Consider the following 22963-nt stretch of genomic DNA (forward strand, 5'->3'; position numbering starts at 1 on the left):
TGAATAAAATTCGGCTTTACGTACAAAAAATACTATTTCTCCACCCTTATACCTAGAAAACTACCAGTATTTTAGAATAAAATTTTAAACTTCTAAACTACCTGGATAAATGAAAATAAATGTTTTTGCAGTATTTAATTCGGATATTTCACCAAGTTCAAAATTTACAATCCTCATTTCCAGTCATACTCAAAATTATAATCGATTTGAAAAATAAAAATATCCTCTGGCTTTACCTGTTTTTATTCGCTACCCTGACCGATATGGCCTTTATACTTGAGCAAAAGCCAGCCCTTAGGTTTTTTACCAAGCCTCTCATAATTTTAGGATTAATAGGCTATTTCTACCAAATCACCAAACCCATTTCTTCCACTTTACTGGCAAGATCAATCCTGGGCGCTTTGCTTTTCTCCCTTCTTGGTGATATTCTACTTTTATGGGATCACCTTTTTGTTTATGGAATTGGGGCTTTTTTGCTTGCCCATGTCTGCTACATTATAGGTTTCAAAGTGGCACAAAAAGCCCCTGAGTCTGTTCTGAATGTAAATTTTGTCAAAACTTTTTTTATCAACCTACCCATCTATTTCCTGGCAGCTTTCACTTTTTATCTGATCAACCCAAATTTAGGCACACTAAAAATCCCGGTGATAATCTACATCATCGTAATCGTGAGTATGCTTACCACCGCAAGAGAACGCTATGGCAAATGCAACCCCGCTTCCTTCTGGCAGGTATTCATTGGAGCATGTCTGTTTTTTATCTCAGATGGACTGATCGCATTGAACAAATTCTACCAGCCTGTTCCAGATGCCGGACTTCTCATCATGGGTTCCTATGCCATCGCCCAGCTGATGATCGTTATGGGGATTCGATCACATTTTATTCAGCCAAAATAAGTTGGTTCCATATCCTGGATTCCAGGCTTGAATTCTTATTTCAACTGGAATCTGAGAACTGGTTTTACCTCCCCACAGGATTTATCCACCCCGTATCTATCCTCACCTCACCGTTGAGATACTTTTGTCTGGCTGACACCCATTCTGTCAGATTCAAATCGGCAAACTGGTTACCCTGATCCCAGGCAGACTCCATTCTTCCTACCTGGCGCTGCAAAGCCGTGCTTCCGTACCGCCTTGCAAAAAACTCAGCACTTGGTTCTTCCAGTTCCATCGCATCCAGCCACCGGTAAAGTTTCGCTGCTACCGCACGCTGAGACTTGTTTTTTGATGCCTCTTTGAATTCATTAAAATAAAATTCCTCTGAAACCAGATAGGCTTCACGCTTTTGCTTCCATTTACTGATCCCTGTGCGTAATAACCTGATGAAAACTGTCAAAGCTAAAATGGCAACTGCCGATACCAAGGTGAATTTCTCTGGAGACATTCCCATAATCCTAAGGGGCTGGTCGTCTACTTCTTCAGCCACAATTTCCTCCTGTGCACTCTGGGCTAAGGAATCCCGTACACTGGCCAGCACTCCCAGATCCGGATTTGGCTGAACCTCGATTTTCACTTCCTTCAGTGTGCGTTTGTAGAGTTGGTTCCTATAGGGATTGAACCAGGTAAATACCATCTCAGGAAGAACCACCTCTCCTTCCTTCTCAAAGAGGTAGCGCATATCCTCAGTTCTTGAAGCAGAAATCGCTGTTTTGGTTTTGTTGTTTTCCACCTCACTTCTGGAAGGATACATACCCACATTCATGATGCTGTCCCAGGCAATCGGTGGAATGAGTTCCGAAACCGTCCCGGCAGCGGTTCTTGAAATGGTCCGCTCCAGGACGTCCCCAACTTTTACCTTGTTCCGGTCACCGGACCAGCGCTCGGTCACACTCAGGCCTCCCGCGACAAGCCAGTCAGTTTCAGAAAATTTGCCAGGGATAGGCTTTACTTTTATGGACTTTGCCTCTGTTGTGACCGTATGCTTTTTACCCTTGTAGTCTCCAACTGCGGGGGATTCCACTTCTATAGCCAATTCAGGAAAAACAATATCCTTATCCGAGTATGGAAAGACATGATAAATCTGCTTCACACCAGCATAGGTCTGTCCGTCCCGGTTAAATGAAGTCGTCACTGGCCTGAAGTAAACAGTGAAAGCCCCCTCCACCTTGATATTCCCCAAATCCAACCCTTTTGTAAACCAGGTGGAAGTGTATACAGTAACCGAGACTTCTACCGGTTGCCCTAAGTAGGCACTGGTCCTGTCCACAGTCACATCCGACCACAGACTTTGCCCCAGCGCATCGAGTGAACTGAAAGGCAGCACACATAAAGCGTATAGCCAAAACTTACCAATCCCTTGCATTAGACCTTGGTTTTACACTGTCCTTTTTTACCTGAAATTCAAATTTCCTCTTGAGGAATAGGGATGGATCATCATCCACCTTACGCATAAGGATCTTGCTGTTGTCCTTTTGGATGTTTGCCTGGATATCTTCAGGCACCTCATCGAGCTCCTTGCCTTTCCGGACATCTGTATTGACTGTTTCTGCAAGCCGTTCCTTCTCCATATCTTCTTTGGTGGCTTCCTGTCCTCCCCCACTCAAGTCCTCCATGCTTTCGTTTTGCTTGGTATTAGCCTGCTGATTTGGATCAGCTTCCTGGGCATCTTCTGGATCCACTTCATTTTCTCCTCCGGATAGCTGTCCCATTTTTTGTTTGTTGGCTGTGGCCTGGTCCATGTCAGGGTCCAGTTCCTCTGCTTCCTGAAAAGCACTTTGTGCAGCAGCATAATCCCCGTTCTGATAATAAGCAAGCCCCAGGTTATAGGCCCCATAAGCAGAGGTATCTGCCTGAAACTCCTGGATCGCGGCCTCGTAATCGCCGGCTTTGTAATAGGCAACACCTTTGCGAAGCGGATCTTCAAAACGCTCCGCAGCTGCTTCATAGTCCCCCTGGTCGCTCAGCTTCTGGCCTTGATAATCTCTTGTAAACCATAGATCTTCAAATGTCTGATTTGCTGAGCAGGATGAAAACAGGAGCAAAACCAGCCCATAAAGCACCCAGCCTTTGCGGAACCAAAACAGGAGCAAAACAGCCATGGGGATGATCAACAATAAGCCCACATCCCGCCAATCGTCTTTCTTTTCCTCAGGTTTTTCAGTGAAAATGAGGTTCTTCTTTACCGCATTGCTGATCAATTCCACATCACTGTCATCCAGGGTCAACCGGTTTACTGTCACCTGTTCCAGAGAATTCAATTGGGCCAGCACATGCTCATTCAGTGCAGAAACAACGGCATTTCCATCCTTATCCCTGATCGTTCCCCGGCCGGAAAGATCCGGCACTTCTGCTCCTGTGGCGGTATTGATCGCCAAGAGCTGAACATTATGAGCTGAGCTCTGTACAAAATCCCGGATCAATTCAAACTCAGGCTCTTCTATGTCATCGGAGAGAATCAAAACTGTGCCCGGCGCATCCGTGACAGCCATCAGTGTATCGGCAAGGATCAAGGCACCCCCGAGATCCGAGCCCGGAAAAGGCATCACATCCGGTCTCAGACCATCAATATGTGAGCGTATGATATCATAATCCCTCGTCAGCGGGACGATGGTGTGAGCCGTTCCGGCAAAGCCGATCAATGCAGCCCTAGCCTGCGGATTTTCCTTCAGCAGGTCATTTATCTTGAATTTTGCCCGCTCCAAGCGATTGGGCTGCAGATCTGTAGCCAGCATACTTTGGGACAAATCCAGCAGCAAAACCAATGGGGTTTCCAGCTTTTGTCCAGGCACCTCCACTTTTTTCCAGGTGGGCCCTGCAAGCGCCAAAATCCCAAAGCCCATCGCCAAAAACCCGATCACCTGCATCCATATTCTCATCCCTTCATTGCCTTTTTGGATTACAAATGGCCGTAGGTGGGGAGCGATCATCCCTTTCCAGGTCACCTCCTGACGAATGCTCAGAATCCCTATGACCAGGACCAGGACCACAGGTACAAATGCCCATAAAAAGACGGGACGCAAGAAATGGAACAGGCTCCAGTCTATGGGAAACAAATCATCCACTGTAAACCTCCTTTCTGTTCTCACGGGAAATGTGAATCAGCTGGAAAAGACTTTGGAAGAACATCAATACCAGCAAAAGCCCCAAAGCCGCGCCCAAGGGGTAATAATAAAGCAAGGTCACTGGACGGTTTTCCTCCTCTTCATATTCTATCGGCTCCAGCTTGTCCACTTCAGCGTAGATTTCCTGTAGCCTTTTCTCATCCTTGGCCTGGAAATACTGGCCCCCAGTCATCCCGGCAATATCCTGAAGTGTCTGTTCATCCAGATCCACGCCCACTCCCGAAGGGTCTCCAATGCCAATCGTATAAATCAATATCGAATCCTGTTTTGCCAGATCAGCGGCATCAAGCGGCAAAATATCGGATCCGGCATCCACTCCATCGGTCAGCAGCAACATGACTTTGGTCTCGATGGTATCCCTGTCAAAAAGCTCTATTCCTTTTGTGATTGCCTTGCCCAAATAGGTCATCTGACCTGCCATTCCCACATCAGCTTCTTCCAGCAACTGGTCCACGGTCTGCAAATCCGGAGTAAAAGGAGCCTGGATGTATGCACTGCTTCCAAAAAAAACCAATCCCATCCTGTCTCCCTCGCGCTTCTTAATGAAATCATGCATCAGGGCCTTCACAGCATCCCAGCGTCTGACTTTTTGCCCATCGATTTCCCAGTCTTTCTGGGCCATACTGAAAGAAATATCTGCTGCTATCAGGAAATTTCGTGAGGTTTTTACTTTCATCTCTGGCTCACCCACCAACTGCGGGGAAGACAACGTGGCCAGGATCAAGATCCAGACCAGCGTCAGAGCCAGCCAGTTGAAAACACCCCTACGTCTGATGAATGCGGATTTTCTTGGTTTTTCGCCGGTATACCCTAAAGCTTTTTCATACGTGGGCAGCCGCAGGGAGGCACTTCGGATACGAAGGGAGGGAAGCAACCAATACACCAAAAATGGTAAGGGAAGCAGGAGAAATACCCACAGATGCGCTATTTCAAAGTTTGCCGGCATGCGTCTTTATCCATTTTTGGGCGTGGGACAAAATTTCTTTTCGGGTTTGAGCATCAGGTAAGGAATCCCGATATATCAATGCCTGGACCTGTTCCCCATACTTCAACAGGCGAACCTGTTTCCCGGTATCTTCCAGAAATCTGAGCCAGGAATCACCATGCAATGGGCCTACTTTCTCCCTGCCAAAGACATGGATTGCCACACGCTTCAGTACTACAAAGACCTGCGAAAAACCAGCTTCATTTGAGCCTATTTTCTGTAATGCAGCAAGAGCCTCTCGACGATAGCGGTTGTGAAGGTATTTCTTGATCCTAAAAAAAATCAGGAGCAACAACCCCACTAGTACTATGCCTCCCAAAACAGTCCAGCCGATGGTGTCAAAACTGAATTCTACAGCCGGTGGTTCGTAGATTGACCCCAGGTCGGAAGGGGCTGGGACAGTACTTTGCCGCATCAGGGAATCTACTGCTATGGTATCAGACTGGATCATTTTCTGCCCCCTTTAAAAACCTCCTTCAGCTGCTCTTCGATTGGCTGGACGGTGTTAATGGAAAATAATGGAATCCGGTGCTTTTTCATCTGTGCCTGGAAGGCTTGATAGTCCATATCATACCCCGATTGGAAGGTTTCACGGATCTTTTTGCTTTTCCCATCCACAGCTATCTGGGTCTCCTGGTTTCCGGCCACAAACTTTGTTTTTGGAATATCCCGCTCCAGGGGGTCAAACACCTTCACCAAAACCACATCATTGTGCTGGGCGATCTGGCTGATAAAGCGGGTCACTTCCGGGGAGTATCGTATAAAGTCAGAAATCACCACCACCAAATAATCATGGGTGACGATATTCCTTGTTTTCATAGCCACTTCCTTTAAGGCATCCTCAATATTTGCGGGTTTGGAATCCGCAAGCTCATGATTCCTGCTTACTACTTTCTCCAAAAAACGGAGAATATTTCTCCGGTCCCGTTTGGGCTGGATGATATCTATGCCATTATCGGCAAATACGACTCCCCCCACCCGGTCTCCCTGCTTTAACACCCTGAATGCCGCTACTGCTGCCAGCTCCGCCGCCACCACGGATTTGGTACGCTTTTGTGAGCCAAAAAACATGGATTTGGACTGATCTACGACTATCAGTGCAGGTTTTTCCTTTTCTTCAGAAAAAACACGGGTATGTGTTTCTTTCGTCCTGGCAGTCACTTTCCAGTCAATATTTCTTATATCGTCTCCTTTGACGTAATGTCTCACTTCCTCAAAATCCAATCCTCTGCCCCTAAGTTTGGATTCATGTCTTCCCCCTAGGATACTTTTCACCTTTTGCTTCCTGGCGATCAATGAAAAAAACTGGGAAACCCGCTCCATTCCCAGCAACTCTTTAAGAGAGGTAAATACCTGGGAAGGAAAGGGGGTAGTGCTCATTTTTATATCCGGTTTTTGGAAGTTATGACAGTAAGGTCAATTTCTTGAATTTAAGGTTGACAGACAGGAAAGATTCCAAATTCAGGAAAATATGTTATCCGACTACTGCTACCGCTTTAAGTACCTCATCCAAAACCTGGTCTGAAGTGACCCCATCAGCATTGGCTTCGTAACTGAGGATCAACCGGTGCCGCAGGCAGTCGTGCACCACTGCCCGGATATTATCAGGAGTCACAAAATCATTCCCGTTCATCCAGGCATGTGCTCTTGACGCCCGGTCTAGGGCAATACTTCCCCTCGGACTGGCCCCATAGTCTATCCAGCTATCCAATTCCTTGGAATAGTTATCAGGAAAACGGGTAGCCGAAATAATATCAACTATATATTTTTCCATATTCTCTGCAATCTTCACCTCTGCAATTTCCTTTCTGGCGTTGAAAACAACTTCAGGGGAAAGTTTTTCTTTGGGTTCCTGATTACCTGTAGCTGACTGTTCATTTCGGTTCAGCCGAAGTATGGCGAGCTCCGATGCATCATCGGGATAGCTGATCACCACATGCATCAGAAACCTATCCATTTGTGCCTCCGGCAGCGGATACGTCCCTTCCTGTTCCACAGGATTCTGCGTAGCCATTACCATAAAAAGAGGATCCATTTTATAGGTTTTGCCAGCGACGGATACCTGCCGCTCTTCCATTGCCTCAAGCAAAGCCGACTGAACTTTGGCAGGAGCACGGTTGATCTCATCTGCCAGGATCAAATTACTGAATATAGGTCCCTGCTGGAACACAAACTTTTCTTCCAGCTCAGGCTGGTAGATCTCTGTACCTGTCACATCTGAAGGCAGGAGATCCGGTGTAAACTGGATTCTACTTAGATCACAGTCCAGTTCACTTGCCAATGTCTTGATTGCTCTTGTTTTTGCCAATCCCGGAAGACCTTCCAACAGCATATTGCCGTCTGCAAGCAGCACTAGAATCAACCGGTCAATCAGTCCATCTTGACCTATAATGGAGGCAGACATCCTGGATTTAAGTTCCTGAATAGCTTCTTGTGGGGTCATACAGAATGGTTATATATATTAAATTGATAGGTAATAAAAAAGGTTATCCGACCTAGTCCCGGATAACCTTTTATGTACTTCAGTATTAATTTCTGGCTGGTGTCAGCATCTGTTTAAGAACCTCATCTACTGAAAGTGAGGAGCCTTGAACAGGAGGAAAATCCTTGAAAGTAGCAAGGAACTTGGCAGTCACAGACTGGGCCGGAACAAACAGCCACATGTTCTCGCCATACCATCTGATGTACATACCAGATTCTGGAGACACTTCATATGGATCAGCACGAAGATTAATGGCCAAAGGCCAGGCTGGTTTCATTTTATAGGCTGTACTGATATTTCCTTCCATAGTAGTGAAATGCAGCTTCCAATCCTGGTAACGGATAGCATTGAGCCCTCCCCCCTGATCAAAGTAGAAAATCTCTTTTCTTGGAGCCTCTGTCACTTCGCCTTTGAAGTATGGCATTAGATTATACCCATCCAAATGAGCCTTGAAGGTCTTGCCAGCGGCTTGGTGCCCATTCAATACTTTCTCTACGATATTAGGTTCTCCGGCAGCTGCCAACAGGGTAGGCATCATATCCTCATGGGAGAAGATATCATTGTAGACCGTCCCAGGTTTAATCACGCCAGGCCAACGAATTACAGTAGGAACCCTGAATCCACCTTCCCAGGTGGTGCCTTTTTCACCTTTGAACGGACTAGACCCTCCATCAGGCCAAGTGACTTTCTCTGCGCCGTTATCCGTGGACCACATAACGATTGTATTATCCGTAATTCCCAGTTCATCCAGTTTATCCAGCACCCGGCCCACAGCCTTATCGTGCTCCACCATACCATCAGGATAAAGTCCTATTCCAGTCACTCCGACACTTTCCTCTTTCAGGTGTGTCCAGATGTGCATACGGGTAGCATTTAACCATACAAAGAAAGGAGTGCCTTCTGCATGTGCCTTTTCAATAAAGGCGATTGCCGCATCTTCGAATTCCTCATCCACAGTCTCCATACGACTACTGGTCAAGGGTCCTGTATCCTGAATATTACCATCGGCAGTACTATGCAATACTCCTCTTGGTCCAAAGTTCTTGCGGAATTCAGGATCCTTCGGATAGTAATACCCTTCCGGCTCCTCTTCGGCATTGAGGTGATAAAGGTTTCCGAAGAATTCATCGAAACCGTGATTGGTAGGCAGGTGCTCATCCTGATCCCCCAGGTGATTCTTTCCGAATTGACCTGAGGTATAACCCAAAGGCTTCAGTAGTTCTGCGATAGTTGGCTGATTATCCTGAATACCCTGCTTAGAACCCGGCATACCAATGGTCAAAAGCCCTGTCCTGAAGGGATGTTGACCTAAAATAAATGCTGCTCTACCTGCAGTACAGGATTGTTGGGCGTACCAGTCAGTAAACATTGCTCCCTCATTGGCCAATCGGTCAATATTGGGAGTTTTGTATCCCATCATGCCATGGTTGTAGGCGCTGACGTTGCTCCAACCAATGTCATCCCCCCATATCACGAGGATGTTTGGCTTGTCCTGTGCCTGCGCCAAGAAAGGCATCAAGAGCAAGAGCAGGACTGCTGATTTGAAAATAGAGAATTTGTGTTTCATAGTATAAAATTTAAAAGTGGTTTACATTCTAAAATTTACTTAGCATACAACATGATTATCCATACCCTCCACCAGTTAGTCAGCTTAATCATCCACAGAAAACAGTCTTGTATTTGGTTAGTGACAAAAAGATGGATTACGCTATATGTATTGGCTTCCCTCATACATATAGTAAGGAAAAGATAACCTTAATTCTTTAAATATTCCAAAATAATCGGTAAAACCTGGGTTTCAAATCAGAATTTTAATGATTTCATCCTAATCTGTATGTGTCTTTTTATTCTAGTTCATAGGGATAAACAACTTTCCAGTCCTTGGCCATATCCACAACCAACCAATTGTACTTCGAAGCATCATCAAGCCCTTTGTCCAGCTGTCCTATAGGAGATCCCCTATCATATGCCACTTCCCTTACCGAATCGGTATGATGTACGATCATCCCAAACCTTTCCCCTTCTCCTGTACTGGTATATTGCAGCATCTGGTAGTCCCCATCACTGTTTCCTGCAGCAAACACAGGCCTTTTACCAATGGCCCGGGCTATCCCAACAGGTTTTCCAGCCTTATCGTCGTTAAAGAACAAGTCAGGGGTTTTTCTCAGCTCGGGACTCGCAGTAGTGTCCACATAGCTAAGCCCCATAAGGGAGCCCACTACCTGATAGGGAGGAACCCCATAAGCTTCTTCCGCCCAGGCTCTCATAAAATCAACTCCTCCACCAGAGACAATAAAGGTCTTAAACTCGTATTCTCTGAGGAGTTGTAACAGCTCGAGCATTGGCTGGTAAATCATTTCATTGTAATGCTTGCCGGTCTTTGGATGTGTGGCAGTTTTCATCCAGTTTTTCACATGGGAGTCAAACTCCTCTGTAGTCATCCCGGCATGGGTAATGGCCACCGTCTGAAGGAGCGCCTTTTCTCCTCCGGCCATATATCCTTTCATGTCTCCATTTAAAAGAGCAGCTATGGAAGGATTATTTTTCCATTCAGGGTGGTCGGGAGCCATACGCTTGACCTCATCTATGGCGAATGCCAGTTGAAAGTACATGGGCTGCTCAGACCAGAGAGTCCCGTCATTGTCAAATACAGCTATGCGGTCAGCCACAGGTATAAATTCCGCAGACCCTTCCTTGGTCACTGCATCTACCCACTCCAGGATCCGGGTTCGGGGATCTGACTCCCAAGAAGCAAGCTTTAAAGTCTGTCCTGAAATTTTCTCCTGTGTGCTTTCAGGTATTGCCTGCTCCTCTGTAGAATTTTGGGAGCATGCGCTTAAACCAAAAAGAAAAATGGCGCCAGCCAGCAAACGGTAATTTAAAGCCAAGGAAATGTAATTTTTCATAAACCCTTGTTTTTGATTTAGTTAAAATTTAAAAATACTTTAGCAATATCCATGTGGCATCTAAAACCGTTTCTCTATCCCGATTCCAATAGAAGTCACATTATACGCTTTGGCACGAAAATCCTGGGTTAGTGTACCAAGCACTTCCCATCCATTTCTGATTTCCTCCCCATATTCTATGGCGAACCTAGAGACGAAATAGTCCTCTCCTTCGGCAAACTCACCTCCAAACCCCAATCCAAAGCTCCAATGCTCTCCGGGTTTGTAGGTTCCCATCAATGCCGGGGCAATCGGCCTTTCCCGCTCAATTAATTCCCCCTCATCTTCTGTCTCGATATAGAAATTTTCATTCAGAAAATCCGTATGAATCCCTATAGCAAACCGGGGTGCTATCCAATAATTGTAATCAATTGCCGCAGACGGCACAGAGGTAAACTGCTTGTTTCCCTCTGCATCCCTGCCTTGACCAATACGGGAATGGGCGATTACCAACGCAAGGCTATGTCTGCCTTCTGCTTTCTCCTTTTCCCCATTTTCTTCCTGCGCAAAGCATAGATGCGAAGAGCAAATCAGGCTAAAGACGAATACAAAAAATCTGATCTTGTTCATTTCAAAAATTAGTAGACATTAGATTTCCACATCAGTAAAGCCGCCTCCTATATTTCTGTTGGTACTGACTGCAGTTGCTTAACTCCCCAACAGTGTTAATTGGATGGCTCCACCGGATATTCTTTCATCAATTTTTTGATTTTTTTAGGAATAGTTTTATCCCTTTTTTCAGGCTTCTCCTGTACTACCGAAGTCATTACCCCTTGCCATACCAGCTTTTTACCAGTGGAATCGTACATGTCCACTACCAGGGTTCCCTCCGTGTAATCATCCTCGTTATAGGTGGTAGTAGCAGTAGCCATACCCATTCCCCCTACACCCATTCCCCATCCCCAGCGGGGTCCGTATCCCATGCCCCCCACGAAATTAGTATAGGCCGTGGTAGAGGATTTTGAATCCAACACCAGATAAAGAGCTACTTCTGCATCAGCATCTGATTCTACCAGTGTCATACCCCTGGCATCAAATTCAGCTTTCAGCGCATCCAAAATCCGCTTCTTATCAAACTCGTTCAGCTGCTTATCGGAATCTTTCTGCCATCCCTGAAAGGAATAGGTCTTGTAAACCGTGAAATCTGCCTCCTTATCGTAATCGCTTTTCACCTGTGCAAATCCCACTACAGAGAAAAGCATCAACAATGCACCTAGCATTAACTGTTTGGATAAATTTTTCATGTGTTTATAATTTGTTTTTAAAAGCCATATGGAATCTCGCATGGTAGATAAACATTCCAGTGTGTGACGTTTTCGTCATGCTCGATTTCATGTGTTTATACCAGCTTTTTAGTAGCCACATGGAATCGTTGACGGTTTAAACAATCATTGTCCTGTATGTTTTAATCATGTATATTTCATGTGTCTGTGGTTAAAAATTGAATTTGTTTAGTTTTTATTTTATAGAAATTAAGTGGTCTTAATAGCCATTCATTATAATACTTCAAAATTCATTTTGTTTGGATAACGCTATCCTCCCTATATAAAAATCACCAGCTCAACCCTGCTCAGCTTAATGTACCAAAATATACATCATTTCAGCATAAAATCAAATTTATACTTGAAATCACAACACTGGTATTACCAAAAGGTAAACATGGCTTAATCCGGCACGCACCAGCTCCACTTATCTTCTTCTGATCCCTCCCCCACCTGTACGCTGAAAGGAATTAAACCGCTGGGTCTGCACCTGTCCGCGCTGGCGTGATAGCTGTGACCGGTCCAGGCCTGACATCACATGCTGCTGGGAAGGAGAGTTAAAGGTTCGTCCGTTACTTCCAAGGCCCTTCCAGTCGCCCCGATTATATTGGCTCCATCCCCCTTCTTCATTACGCCTGTAGACATTTCCGTCATGCCCTGCAAACACGCCATTATCCGTATGGACTACCGTGCCATTAGCCCTGTGCACAATCATCCCCTGTCTTCCATCCGAAGTTCTGATGCCAGCAGCAGTCCCCCTACCAGTAGTCACATGACCAGCCTGCACCCATTGATTTCCCCGGGTAGCCACTGAATTTCCCCATTGTGCATAAGGGCTATGCCCTTGGTTGGTATGTGCATAGGTTCCTGTCCAGGGATTGTAAGCGCTTGCTGATGTCCGGCCTCCATACCAGCCCTGTACACTCGCGGAACGACCATACCGCCCAGTGGCAGGATTGTACCAGGCCGCAGTATGTGCTGCACCATAAGGGCCATAGGCAGATCTTCCCATGGCATACCCCCCGGTCCATGGGTTATACACCGCTGCAACCCCGTAAGTCATAGGCCAAGGTCTGTAGATGGGATAAGGGTAGGGCCCCCAAAATAAATAGGGTGGATAATAAAAACCCGTACCATAGACGACAGTAGCCCCAACAGCCATCCCCATGACGAACATCCCGAAATAACCTCCACTCGCATTGCTTTGCACCGTAGTGTCAGATTTCGCCGTCTGGGTCACATAAGTGACATTATAGAGCGGGGAGCTTGGCGGTATGGTGTAAATTTCATTAGGTATTTGCTCAGAGGTCTTCCATGGCCCCATAGGATCACTGGCCTTAAACCAAACTGCCTGGTAGCATAAGTAATAGTCATCGTCTAACCTGATAACTTTCTGCGGGGTATTGGATGCGTAAAACATGGAAGTTCCTGCTATCGGCCTGAATTCAGGGTTACCATCGTAGCTCACGCTAACTTTGGCTTCGGCATCCGCTTTATTCACTAGGGCTGTGGTCGGGATCTGGGCAAGCATCACTGCATCAGATGCTTCTATCGTACCAGGCACAGCCACTAAAACATTGGCTTTGGGTGAATCTGAAGGGATATTGGAAAAATCCGTAGGTAAATCATTCCCTGCATATACCCATGGACCGTTCAACGCCGCTGCACTATACCATCTTCCTGACAGCAGCACAAAAAACTGATTTTCAGACTTATCCACAAATACATCATTCTCTGTATTAACTGCATATAAAAGTTCAGTACCCTGAATAGGCGCATACTTTGGTTCCCCTTCAAATAAAAGTAGCTCGGCAGGAGCATCGGAATAAAAGACTTTTGGTGCTGTGGTCAACTTGGGTGCCGGCACCATTTTTTTCACCTCATCAAAGTTTTCCCCTTCAGGAAGTTTCTTCATAGAATTAGGCAACTTACCTGTCCTTTCCCAAGGGCCGCCTAGGGCGGTGGCAGTAAGCCAGGCATGATCAGTCAGAAGGTAATACCTCTTTTTGGGCTTTTCATAGAATACATCCCAGTTGGTGTTCACCACAAATTCCAAGTCAGTTTTCTCTATCGGGGCAAGGACAGGATCTCTGTCCACCAGGAGTAGGATAGCGGGCTCATCACTGGAAAATAGGATTGGAGGGTCATTATTCACTGCTACTGTTTTGGTTTGAGGCTGCCCATGCTGCAGGTCAGCCATTACTCTGTCTACAGCAATGGATTCCCCTCCTGAAGGTGCTATTGTTCTAAACAATTTTTCCAATTCTTTGGATTGGCCCACATCTGCAGATGGGAACCTAACTCCTTCGTAGATGATATCCTGAAGAAATGCCGTACGGGTCTCCATATCCACCAAGGTATGTGATCTGATCGATGCCACTCCCATTGCCTGCTGGCCATCGCTTCCGGTAAGGGAAAAGGCAACCCTGGCTTTGATGATTTTATAATCTTCCCATCCATCCACCTGAGGCTGGTAGTAAAGCAAGGTTGCCCCATCTTTCTCCACCTGGCGTGGCCAGCCTATATCCTGAAGAGAATCCGGTTCTTGGGCAATAGCCAGCGGCCCTATGTTCAGGATCAATAGGATCAATATGGGAATGAAGTAAGCTAGCCGGTTTTTTGAAACCTTTAATGAGACTCCCGACCACTTTTTTACCCCGTCACCCGACTTCCTGTCCGGAAACCTGCTGTTGATTTGGATGTTGGATTGTCTGAGAAAAATCATAAAACGCCAGTTAACTAGTTAAATCACATAGGTAAATACCATCTAAATCCAAAGCGTATCCCGAAATTGTTCAGGTTCCGGGTATAGCCTTCCGAGCGATACAGCATAAATTCCGGTTCCACATAGGCATTATACTTCAGCTTGCCGGACCAGATATATCCTACTCTAAAATCCATAGGAATAGCCACCTTTCCTGTTTTATAGTCGATCTGCCACTCAGGTTCTATCCCCGCATACACACCATTGGACCAGGTATAGAATATGTTGGGCTGCAGGACAGCGTAAATGTTTGAGCCGTATTTATCGTTGCCAGTAACGGAGAAAAAATTCTCCCAGATCCAGTACATCTGCCAGTTCCCCAGATCCGTAAAGGTAACCGTAGCTGCAGGCCCGATCTGCAATTGGGGAGAGCCCAGTTCGGGGGATGTGCGGGTGGGGATGGTCGCATTCCAGCCTGCCCCAAACTGCCCCCATTGCTTTTTGCTGAGAATAAAAAACTGGTTTAGCGTTACATCCCCTAGCCCTGTGGGACCACCCGGAGCGGTATTTACAAAGGCAATCACCCGAATGAGCTGTGGAAAGGGTAGCAACAGTCCTTTTTGCAAGGGAATGATCCCTCTAAACCGGAAATTCTGGGCAAAACCATCCTGCCCTTCGGTATCAAAAATCGTGAATTCCTCCAATTGAAGCTGCCAAGCCAGTGTGGTAGGATTCATCACCTGCTGTGACAATTCTACAGAGGTTTTCCCCTCTTGTGTCTGTTCATTTTCCTCCTGCGCCAGCGCTGCTTGTGTCATCCAAAAGGGGATAAATAAGCATAGGATTTTGATAAATGCTTCTTTCTTCATGATTCCGGAATTTAAAAACATGCTATTTTTTTACGCTTTTGCTTTTTATTGCTTGTCCGATTCAAACGCCCTTGAGAGCCTTTGCCTGAAAATCAATGCTAGTTTCTGTTGTTCCACGCTGATCCAAAAACGATATACCATCCAAAATCCTCGTTTGACCAGGCCACATCTATTCCTGTTCTGACACCGAATTTCCTGGCTATCAAGTAGCGGAACCCTGTTCCATAATTATATACCAAGTCTGCATCAGAAAATGAAACCTTGTCCGGCAAGGCTTTCGCTGCCCCTACAAACCCTATCAGGCTCCATCTTTGGGTAAGATCATACCTCTGTTCAGTTTCCAGCAAGTACGTCTGGTCCCCTTGATAGCGTGCCGCAGGCACTCCACGTAAACTGACTCCCGGCTCGAAATAAAAAGGTGCATGTCCAAACTGGAGATTGCCCTCAAAGCGGAAGCCGCTGACCCATTTGTCTGTCAGCTGAAGGTACTGCAATGCCGAAACCATCCAGTTCCTATAGTCATAATCACTGCCTGTCCACCCCGCGTTCACCCTGAAAGAAGAGGTCACATACAATCCTTTGTTGGGAGTGAATACATTATCCCGCTTGTCATACTGTAGATTCACTCCCACACTGCTTAGGTTGTTATCCAGTGCTTTGTTATCCACAAAATCCGGCAATTGTACCTCTCCGAACTGCGGCTTCACCTTATTATGTAAGTAGAGGTACATCACGCCAAGATACAGATCTGATTGCCCTACCTGTCTAAGCACATTTCCAAACAACGCCGTCGTGTTGAAGTTAAAGGCAAATTGTCGTTCACCTATTACGGGAAAATCTCTGAAAAAATCCATATTTACATCTCCATATCCACCACCAACACGGTACTTGAGATGATGTTTGGGGAGTGAAGCAATCCGCATGGCACCTACGCCCCAGCTCTTATTTCCGGAATACCCTACCCCACCGGCGGTAATATTAGGAGGAGTATATTTTCCTGCCTCCTGGTATTTATTAGGTTCGATAAATATAGGTGTTACCATTACCCCTATTCCACCTAAAGCCGGTTCGGTAATAATATTGGCCAGAGGAATAAAACCATGGTAGTTAATTAAAAAGTCACTCATGTCAAGCTTCCCATCCAGAGAATCCTTGAATACCTTCATACTTAATTTCTCCTTCTCCGTCTTTTCCTGAGCAAAAGAGAAATTGAGTATAAGAAAAAAAACAAGTGCTGCGTAAAAAAATCTCATAGACAACAGTTTGAGTACTAATATTAATCTTTTTTCATTAAAAAATATAATCTATTGCCAAACTTCTTAGTCAGGAAATGCCTGTTTGATAGTTGTTCGTATTGATATAGCTAAATACCAAACTAATTAGGGATTGGGTAGGTGGAGATTTGGAACAAGAGATTGGGGATTAGTGATCGCCGAGAGGCATGGGGATAATCTGAGGTTGAAGGTTAAGGGTTATGAGAATTTGGCGGCTGTGGCTGCCTTTGAGAATTCCTGTAGGCTCCCCTCATACGTTGGAATTTGGGATCTGCTCGATTTCAAGGTATTGATATTTTCAGGTATCCCTAGAAATTCCAAAACGTAAGGATCTTTCAAAATGTCTTCTTATTGAATTTCCTGACCTTGTCCAGAAAGTTCCAATACACCCTTTTTGTCTTTCCTCAATGCCAAACGGCGGAATAACATACTTTCCTTTCGGAGCTTCAACTCCCTCACATTCCAATTTTCCTTTTCGGCCTGTCTAGTGTAAAAACTGATCTCAAGTTCGCTATCAGAGCATAAATCTCAAAATAATGGCTCCAACTCAAAACATTAGACAGTGTCTCACTTTTTGCCAAATTAAGATAGAACTTTCCTTACCTATAATTTCCGGATTGTCAGTAGTCAGCATCACTGGACAGGTGATTAAGAAATAATATACAAAGACTGTTTAGGACTATTGGATAGCTTCAGGAAAACCTCATATGGTAATCAGATGTTGGTTTACACCCGGGAACATTGAAGAAATAAACCCAAAACGGCCAACCTCAAACTATATCCTTAATTGTCACGGATTCCGGACAGGCTTAAAAAAACGAAACCCGGAAGTTTGAATTGCTTCAGGGACGACCGGGAATAAGATGTGCCAAAGTTATGAAATTTCTCACTAATTACATATTTACTTTACACTTATTTTCACTTCCTATACTCCATCAAAACAACAATATGTGTATCCGCGTGAATGCACGTAGCCAAAGAATGACAGATTGTGACATTAGGTTGTAGGGTATTCAGAAGCGGTGTTACTTGGTTAAAAATAGCCAAAACCATGAATATCATTGACTTTATCAACTATTTTCCTGATGAGGAAAGCTGTGAAATTTATCTTAAAGAGCATCGGGAAAAAGCGGGGATCCGCTGCAAAAGCTGTGGGGACACCAGCAATCATTATTGGTTCAGCGGGGCCAAATTTCTCGAATGCAGCGTATGCAGGCGCAGAAGTTCCCTCAAAAGCGATACGGTGATTGAGAAAAGCAAGCTTTCCCTGCACACCTGGTTCCTGGCCTTTATGCTGAAGTCAGCGACCAAGAAAGGCTTTTCCTGCCTGAAATTCCAGCTCCAACTGGGGCTGTGCAGGTATGAGACAGCATTCAGGATGATGCATAAAATACGGGTATATATGGGTAAAAGAGATGCGCTGTACACGCTGAAGGACATGCTGGAGTTTGATGAGGTGTATGTAGCGATAGCCACCCCTGGGCGTGTGAAAGGACACCTGAAAAGGGGCAAGGGGAGCCAAAGGAAAGCTGAAATCGGTGTCTCGGCCGAATCCATCCCTTTGGAGGACTTGGAGACCGGCAAGACAAGCAGGTTCTGCGGTTACTTTAAAATGGAAGTTTTGGACAAAGTAGACGGTGAGCACGTCAAACAGTTCATCAAAAAGAACGCTGACGGGGATATTGTGCTATTCACTGACAATAATACGGCATACTCACAACTTGAAGCTATTGTCCAGACCCATTTCACGGTTATTTCCGGAAAAGATTCCACCAACGACACGCTCAGATGGGTGCATAAGGCAAACAGCAATCTGAAGCGGAAACTGCTGGGAATTAACCATATGATCATCTACAAGTATCTCCAGAATTACCTCAACGAATTTGTCTACAAGCTCAATCGGAAATATTTTGGAGATAGATTGATTGATCGGTTGATTATTACGGCAATTCACCCTTATATGCCTAGAGCGGATACACATAAACAACAAACACAAAATGAACTATTCTAGCTTCCAAAAAATCATTTCTGCTGAAAGGATGAACAGGTATCTCACTGCCTGCAGAGGGAACAGCAAAAAAGCTATGACTCTATATAGAAAGAACCTGAAACTATCTCAGGAAATGTTTACAATAATAAGCTGCTTTGAAGTCGCTCTGAGAAATCAGATTGATCACCATTACAAACAAAAATTCGGTAATGACTGGCTCAGAAATGCTGCCTCGCTAGGGGGATTTTTTGCAAACCACAACTGTAGAACCACCGCTATAACCGTGTATGATGAGGTTTTAAAGCTAAACAACAACTATTCACATCATAAACTTGTCGCCAGTCTCGGTTTCGGCTTTTGGAGATATTTATTCTCAGATCATCAATACCGTGCTGGAGGTCAAGACCTACTGGATATTTTCTCCAACAGGCCGGCAAGTAGTAAGTCCTCCAATTACAACGCAAAATACATCTTCAGTAGACTAGCTGAGCTCAATACTGCCAGAAATAGGATTGCTCATCACGAGCCAATATGTTTTGCTCCGAGCCAAGCTATAAAAGATACAAACTATGCCCGTCAGCACTACCATCAAATAATAACTCTTTTTCAATGGATGCAAGTAGATGAATCATCGCTATTGTATGGACTTGATCATATTCTTCAAGTTTGTGATGAAATAGATAAGCTGTAGGGCGCCCTCGCCCCAACTTTCTTCCCGATAGCATTTTTTAAGTTGGTGCCGTGAACATCTATCCCCATCTGGGTGTAGTCAGATTGGGTGTGTTTCCGGGCCCTACAATCTGGCTTAAGACTAGAATCTTCCTCTAGAATAATTCTTTAAGTCTTGTCCTAGCCTAATATCCTTTCCAATTTACAATTGTTATATTCCTTCCTATCTATCATGCTCCCAGCAGTAGATTTCCTTGAGCATCCGAAACTACCTCAACCCAACTATCTCCTGAAGGGAGGGGGTGAATGTTTAGTGCTACCACTATGATTTCAGAATCGAAAGGTGTTGGAACGTTTCTGGATTTAAGCCCGAATGGGAGTGGTAAAAGTTGGTGTATTTACCTACTCCTCCCATTCTCCTCCTTAAAGAGGAGGCACAAGGCTCTGCTCCAGATGGGCTCAAAAACAAGAAGTTGGCCGGCTGTTCCCGCATTGCTTACCTCTGAATTGTTTTAATCTTAGAATACGGGATTAAAATCTCCGGGTCACGGCCTCGGGACCTGCGATTTCAAAAACTAAAAGGAACCTGCCATCCCCTTACTGTCTAGTAAGTCAACAAACGAACCAATCGTCTCAATAACTATTGGAAGTGGTTACTTATCCATTTTACCCCTGCCAATTGGCAGATTGCAATAGAAACCCCATTGCTGATGAACTTGTTTCCCTGAGTCGTTTTTCATCACATCAGAAAAACCACCATTGAAACGAAAGCCGATTGCGTTGAGCGATTCCCTGTCAAAAAACCATCCGATCCCAGCCACATACCCAAAGTCAAACCGCTGCACTTCCTCACGAATATCCACATCCAGTGAGATGTCCCCCTGCGGCAATTCAGCTTCGAACTCATCAATGGCTTTTAACCTAAAGGAAACCTGTGGCCCTAGCTCCAAGAAAAACCGCTTGGGCAGTTCATAACGTATGGCAATTGGCAAACTCAAATATTTGATGCTTCTGGTGAATTTTGTATCCCCATAATAGCCATTTAAGGTTTCATCACCCAAGTCATAGGCCGGGATGCCTTTAGCCCCCCGACGGTATTTGGCAAGCATATCCACATTTAGCTGCCAGTTATTTTTAAACTTATGTGTAAAAAATAGCCCCAGATTGAAATTTGTCATTCCCTCACTCCCACCCAGTCCGGTCATATTATTCCAGGCATAATCCATGTGAAGGCCGAACATATTCGTATCACTGTTTAGCTCATCCCCAAAAATCAGACTCATGATTACCTGTGATTTGGCAGCGCCGGAAAGGAAAATGAGAATTACTAGGGTAGATAAAAATTTTAGGGGAGAGACCATTGAAGGGTTAGGTTTTATGACATTTAGTAAAATTTTCAATTCTTCTTCTTGAAAAATCCAGGGATTCTATAGTTCAGGTTGAGCAAAAACTGGCTTCGTTTACCAAAAACACCCAATTCAGACCTCAGGATCCATCTTTTATCAAATTGGTATTGGGCCCCGAAAATCAGGTTGAAAGGAGCGGCAACTTTCTTATCCAGCCGGTATTCTATCATGGCGTCGCCCGGATCTAAACCCGCGGCAGCATCTTCGATTTTACCAATAATCTGCTTTACCACCACCCGCTGGGCAGGAGGCAATCCATCTGCCCATTCATTCAGGCGCTCTATAGCGGATCCGTCTCCCATACCCGGAACAAGGCTGGAAACAGGAATAGAACCTTGCGTATCATTTTGGATCACCTGAAAAAAGGTTCCTGCCCATATTGATAAGTTACGCTGGGGATTGCTGATAGAAGGAATGGTGTGTCCCACCCTGAAACTGCTGTTGAATGCAGGAACTGGCTCTACGACCACTTCTACATCAGCAAAATTGTAATTATTGTCCCAGGCAAACCAAAGCGGTCCGGCTGCGGCAGTTAAAGTAGCCCCTAATCCATAGCTGCTTACCGAGAAATTTTGTTCGGTCTGAAAACTAATGGGATCGAGCAGGGTCACCTCAGTGCTGGTCGTGCCTCCACCCAATATCCCATAAACATTCAAGAAGGGCAATACCCATACATCTGGCCGGAAGGAATAGGCATTTGTTGTAGCTATAGTTGGACCAAATTTGATAAATCTGCTGATGTCCACCAGATCTGAGCCCCCGAACCCAACCGCCGTGCTTTCGATCAAAATCTGTTGCTGCTGGGTAAAATAGATTGCGCTGGCTCCCCATGCATAGGGTAGATCATACCCCCTTTTAGCTGCACCTGCCCCAAGAAAAGGGAACAGGTAGGGATAATCCATATTCTTCAGACTATCGTAGTACTCTTCATACAGAGGATTGAATATTTTTTGGGCACCTTGGGCAAAGCCTTTGGAAAAAGAAAGAACAGTACAAAACAGGGTAAGTATAAGTAGTCGGGTTAGTTTAACACACTTCATGGCTATGGGATAAGACAAACATTCTACATTAAAATCAACACCTTTACCTTGGTCATGCATTGGAAAATCTACGCAGGACCGCTCACTTCTAGCTATGGCAACCGTAGGATACCGCGGGGTAAGCCGTTTACTTTGGAAACAAGAAAATCACCACAGCCCTCCAGCCCCAATCTGCTTTGCTTCCATCAGGCGCCGCCAGGTTAATTCTTGGCCCCACCACAAACTGGGTTTTCTGTTTTCCCAAGGAGGTAACCGCACTAACATTGGGATTCAGCCAAAGCGTAGTCGTCGAAGCTTTCCAGTTTTGTGTCCACTCCATGTTTGCTCCCACTCCGGCACCGGTTTTCCAGTTATAGACTACAAATGGCTGGACAAACATCTGGCTTACATCAGGTCTGTCTTCATTACCGGCCACAGACCAGATTTGATTGATCAAGCCTCCCACCGTCCAACCATTGCCCTGCTTGAGCGCCACAGCAGTAGGGCCAACCCCAAATTTCTTTGCCGTCAGAAAATCATCTGTACCGGTGGGCACCAACAAGGCCGGCCCGACTCCCCAAGTGAGTTTCTCTGAGTTTTTCGGGCTGAAAAAAGCCGAAACCACAGCATCAGATAATCCCGATTGCTTCTCACCGGGAGCAGTGATATTATATTGGGATACAATCGGAATGATCACCCGGGTAATCATATTTATATTCTCATTGATTGAGATAGGAATAACCGGCTGGAAATTCAACGTGTTTCTGGTCCCCTGCCTGTCGCCTATTCCATAGTCTGTATTGTTCTGGAAAGGCACTGAGATCAGAGAAGCGATGGGATTGGCCAGTTTCTTGGCGAGCTCTGCGGCATCGTCCTGGGCAAATGATGCTTTAACTGAAAACAGGAAAATAGCGATGATCAACAAAAATTTATTCATGGATATTTAATTAGATATAACGCTAACAGATTTGATAAAAATGGAATATTCTATTTTTAAATTTAAAAAAATTGTGATATAATGAAGTAATTTTTAAGAAAAGATTTGTGGTGTACCTAGAAGAAAAGTTGTGGGTTTACTTAGTATTGTTGGTTAGAGGGGTTTGGCCAGGGAGACCGGAGAGCAATCCTGCAATGGACTGCAAACTAACGCAGGCAAGTAGTTGAATCAAGAGTTCTGAGTAATTTATACCTCCGAGCCGTATCCCTGAAAGAAATGAAAGCACTATTCCTGGCCCTGTCTCTACCTATAGCTAATACGGATGAGAGGTTGTTGTAAATAGGTTTATAGTGGTACCAAT

Annotated in this window: 19 protein-coding genes; 3 read left to right on the forward strand and 16 right to left on the reverse strand. The window is 45.2% G+C overall.

Going from position 1 to position 22963, the window contains the following annotated elements; genetic code table 11:
- Window positions 1–206 precede the first annotated feature (206 nt).
- A complete protein-coding gene (locus AS141_RS17030) occupies window positions 207–896 on the forward strand; it encodes a lysoplasmalogenase (protein ID WP_057938990.1) in 690 nt (229 codons plus the stop codon).
- 64 nt (window positions 897–960) lie between these two features.
- On the opposite strand, the gene AS141_RS17035 is transcribed toward AS141_RS17030, so the two are convergent.
- From AS141_RS17035 to AS141_RS17095, 13 genes are all read right to left on the reverse strand, one after another.
- A complete protein-coding gene (locus AS141_RS17035) occupies window positions 961–2301 on the reverse strand; it encodes a BatD family protein (protein WP_057938896.1) in 1341 nt (446 codons plus the stop codon).
- Window positions 2285–4024 carry a VWA domain-containing protein gene (locus AS141_RS17040; protein WP_232424949.1) on the reverse strand — a complete coding sequence of 580 codons (1740 nt, stop codon included), beginning with the start codon at window positions 4022–4024 and terminating at the stop codon, window positions 2285–2287. The genes AS141_RS17035 and AS141_RS17040 overlap by 17 nt, the downstream gene beginning before the upstream one ends.
- Window positions 3993–5006, reverse strand: a complete 1014-nt coding sequence (locus tag AS141_RS17045; protein WP_057938898.1) for a VWA domain-containing protein — start codon at window positions 5004–5006, stop codon at window positions 3993–3995. Before AS141_RS17045 ends, AS141_RS17040 begins: the two co-directional genes overlap by 32 nt.
- Complete coding sequence (locus AS141_RS17050) at window positions 4990–5496, reverse strand: DUF4381 domain-containing protein (RefSeq protein WP_057938899.1); 507 nt, start codon at window positions 5494–5496, stop codon at window positions 4990–4992. Before AS141_RS17050 ends, AS141_RS17045 begins: the two co-directional genes overlap by 17 nt.
- The gene (locus AS141_RS17055) at window positions 5493–6425 is read right to left on the reverse strand and encodes a DUF58 domain-containing protein (protein ID WP_057938900.1); all 933 of its coding nucleotides are present in this window, start codon (window positions 6423–6425) and stop codon (window positions 5493–5495) included. The genes AS141_RS17050 and AS141_RS17055 overlap by 4 nt, the downstream gene beginning before the upstream one ends.
- A gap of 94 nt (window positions 6426–6519) precedes the next feature.
- Window positions 6520–7488, reverse strand: coding sequence for an AAA family ATPase (locus AS141_RS17060; RefSeq protein WP_057938901.1), 969 nt, complete (start codon window positions 7486–7488; stop codon window positions 6520–6522).
- An 85-nt stretch (window positions 7489–7573) separates the two neighbouring features.
- Complete coding sequence (locus AS141_RS17065; RefSeq protein ID WP_082632345.1) at window positions 7574–9094, reverse strand: arylsulfatase; 1521 nt, start codon at window positions 9092–9094, stop codon at window positions 7574–7576.
- Between the two features lie 277 nt (window positions 9095–9371).
- Entirely contained in the window at window positions 9372–10433 is a 1062-nt protein-coding gene (locus AS141_RS17070; protein ID WP_082632346.1) for an HAD family hydrolase, read from the reverse strand.
- A gap of 60 nt (window positions 10434–10493) precedes the next feature.
- On the reverse strand, window positions 10494–11042 hold the full coding sequence (locus tag AS141_RS17075; protein ID WP_057938902.1) for a hypothetical protein: 549 nt from the start codon (window positions 11040–11042) through the stop codon (window positions 10494–10496).
- A gap of 95 nt (window positions 11043–11137) precedes the next feature.
- Window positions 11138–11716 carry a DUF4136 domain-containing protein gene (locus AS141_RS17080; protein ID WP_057938903.1) on the reverse strand — a complete coding sequence of 193 codons (579 nt, stop codon included), beginning with the start codon at window positions 11714–11716 and terminating at the stop codon, window positions 11138–11140.
- A gap of 445 nt (window positions 11717–12161) precedes the next feature.
- On the reverse strand, window positions 12162–14459 hold the full coding sequence (locus tag AS141_RS17085) for a hypothetical protein (RefSeq protein WP_057938904.1): 2298 nt from the start codon (window positions 14457–14459) through the stop codon (window positions 12162–12164).
- Between the two features lie 23 nt (window positions 14460–14482).
- On the reverse strand, window positions 14483–15307 hold the full coding sequence (locus tag AS141_RS17090) for a hypothetical protein (protein WP_057938905.1): 825 nt from the start codon (window positions 15305–15307) through the stop codon (window positions 14483–14485).
- 98 nt (window positions 15308–15405) lie between these two features.
- Window positions 15406–16560 carry a BamA/TamA family outer membrane protein gene (locus tag AS141_RS17095; RefSeq protein WP_057938906.1) on the reverse strand — a complete coding sequence of 385 codons (1155 nt, stop codon included), beginning with the start codon at window positions 16558–16560 and terminating at the stop codon, window positions 15406–15408.
- A 1072-nt stretch (window positions 16561–17632) separates the two neighbouring features.
- Here AS141_RS17095 and AS141_RS17100 point away from each other — a divergent pair.
- Window positions 17633–18592: an IS1595 family transposase gene (locus AS141_RS17100; RefSeq protein WP_057938907.1), complete on the forward strand. Its 960-nt coding sequence runs from the start codon at window positions 17633–17635 to the stop codon at window positions 18590–18592.
- The gene (locus AS141_RS17105) at window positions 18579–19262 is read left to right on the forward strand and encodes an Abi family protein (RefSeq protein ID WP_057938908.1); all 684 of its coding nucleotides are present in this window, start codon (window positions 18579–18581) and stop codon (window positions 19260–19262) included. The genes AS141_RS17100 and AS141_RS17105 overlap by 14 nt, the downstream gene beginning before the upstream one ends.
- A 631-nt stretch (window positions 19263–19893) precedes the next feature.
- Here the strand turns inward: AS141_RS17105 and AS141_RS17110 are convergent.
- The 3 genes from AS141_RS17110 to AS141_RS17120 all read right to left on the reverse strand — a co-directional run bounded on the left by AS141_RS17110 (window position 19894) and on the right by AS141_RS17120 (window position 22602).
- Window positions 19894–20523, reverse strand: a complete 630-nt coding sequence (locus AS141_RS17110; RefSeq protein ID WP_057938909.1) for a porin family protein — start codon at window positions 20521–20523, stop codon at window positions 19894–19896.
- A gap of 113 nt (window positions 20524–20636) precedes the next feature.
- Complete coding sequence (locus tag AS141_RS17115) at window positions 20637–21686, reverse strand: hypothetical protein (protein WP_057938993.1); 1050 nt, start codon at window positions 21684–21686, stop codon at window positions 20637–20639.
- Window positions 21687–21813: 127 nt separating this feature from the next.
- Window positions 21814–22602: a hypothetical protein gene (locus tag AS141_RS17120; protein WP_057938910.1), complete on the reverse strand. Its 789-nt coding sequence runs from the start codon at window positions 22600–22602 to the stop codon at window positions 21814–21816.
- Window positions 22603–22963 lie beyond the last annotated feature (361 nt).

The organism is Algoriphagus resistens, from assembly GCF_001442615.1.
GTDB lineage: Bacteria > Bacteroidota > Bacteroidia > Cytophagales > Cyclobacteriaceae > Algoriphagus > Algoriphagus resistens.

What these genes read in the sequence shown, in the direction of transcription:
- AS141_RS17080 (WP_057938903.1), bottom strand. Translation starts at nt 11,716, where the DNA reads ATGAAAAATTTATCCAAACAGTTAATGCTAGGTGCATTGTTGATGCTT.
- AS141_RS17045 (WP_057938898.1), bottom strand. Translation starts at nt 5,006, where the DNA reads ATGCCGGCAAACTTTGAAATAGCGCATCTGTGGGTATTTCTCCTGCTT.
- AS141_RS17050 (WP_057938899.1), bottom strand. Translation starts at nt 5,496, where the DNA reads ATGATCCAGTCTGATACCATAGCAGTAGATTCCCTGATGCGGCAAAGT.
- AS141_RS17055 (WP_057938900.1), bottom strand. Translation starts at nt 6,425, where the DNA reads ATGAGCACTACCCCCTTTCCTTCCCAGGTATTTACCTCTCTTAAAGAG.
- AS141_RS17095 (WP_057938906.1), bottom strand. Translation starts at nt 16,560, where the DNA reads ATGAGATTTTTTTACGCAGCACTTGTTTTTTTTCTTATACTCAATTTC.
- AS141_RS17110 (WP_057938909.1), bottom strand. Translation starts at nt 20,523, where the DNA reads ATGAGTCTGATTTTTGGGGATGAGCTAAACAGTGATACGAATATGTTC.
- AS141_RS17100 (WP_057938907.1), top strand. Translation starts at nt 17,633, where the DNA reads ATGAATATCATTGACTTTATCAACTATTTTCCTGATGAGGAAAGCTGT.
- AS141_RS17105 (WP_057938908.1), top strand. Translation starts at nt 18,579, where the DNA reads ATGAACTATTCTAGCTTCCAAAAAATCATTTCTGCTGAAAGGATGAAC.
- AS141_RS17115 (WP_057938993.1), bottom strand. Translation starts at nt 21,686, where the DNA reads ATGAAGTGTGTTAAACTAACCCGACTACTTATACTTACCCTGTTTTGT.
- AS141_RS17060 (WP_057938901.1), bottom strand. Translation starts at nt 7,488, where the DNA reads ATGACCCCACAAGAAGCTATTCAGGAACTTAAATCCAGGATGTCTGCC.
- AS141_RS17035 (WP_057938896.1), bottom strand. Translation starts at nt 2,301, where the DNA reads ATGCAAGGGATTGGTAAGTTTTGGCTATACGCTTTATGTGTGCTGCCT.
- AS141_RS17120 (WP_057938910.1), bottom strand. Translation starts at nt 22,602, where the DNA reads ATGAATAAATTTTTGTTGATCATCGCTATTTTCCTGTTTTCAGTTAAA.
- AS141_RS17065 (WP_082632345.1), bottom strand. Translation starts at nt 9,094, where the DNA reads ATGAAACACAAATTCTCTATTTTCAAATCAGCAGTCCTGCTCTTGCTC.
- AS141_RS17070 (WP_082632346.1), bottom strand. Translation starts at nt 10,433, where the DNA reads ATGAAAAATTACATTTCCTTGGCTTTAAATTACCGTTTGCTGGCTGGC.
- AS141_RS17075 (WP_057938902.1), bottom strand. Translation starts at nt 11,042, where the DNA reads ATGAACAAGATCAGATTTTTTGTATTCGTCTTTAGCCTGATTTGCTCT.
- AS141_RS17085 (WP_057938904.1), bottom strand. Translation starts at nt 14,459, where the DNA reads ATGATTTTTCTCAGACAATCCAACATCCAAATCAACAGCAGGTTTCCG.
- AS141_RS17090 (WP_057938905.1), bottom strand. Translation starts at nt 15,307, where the DNA reads ATGAAGAAAGAAGCATTTATCAAAATCCTATGCTTATTTATCCCCTTT.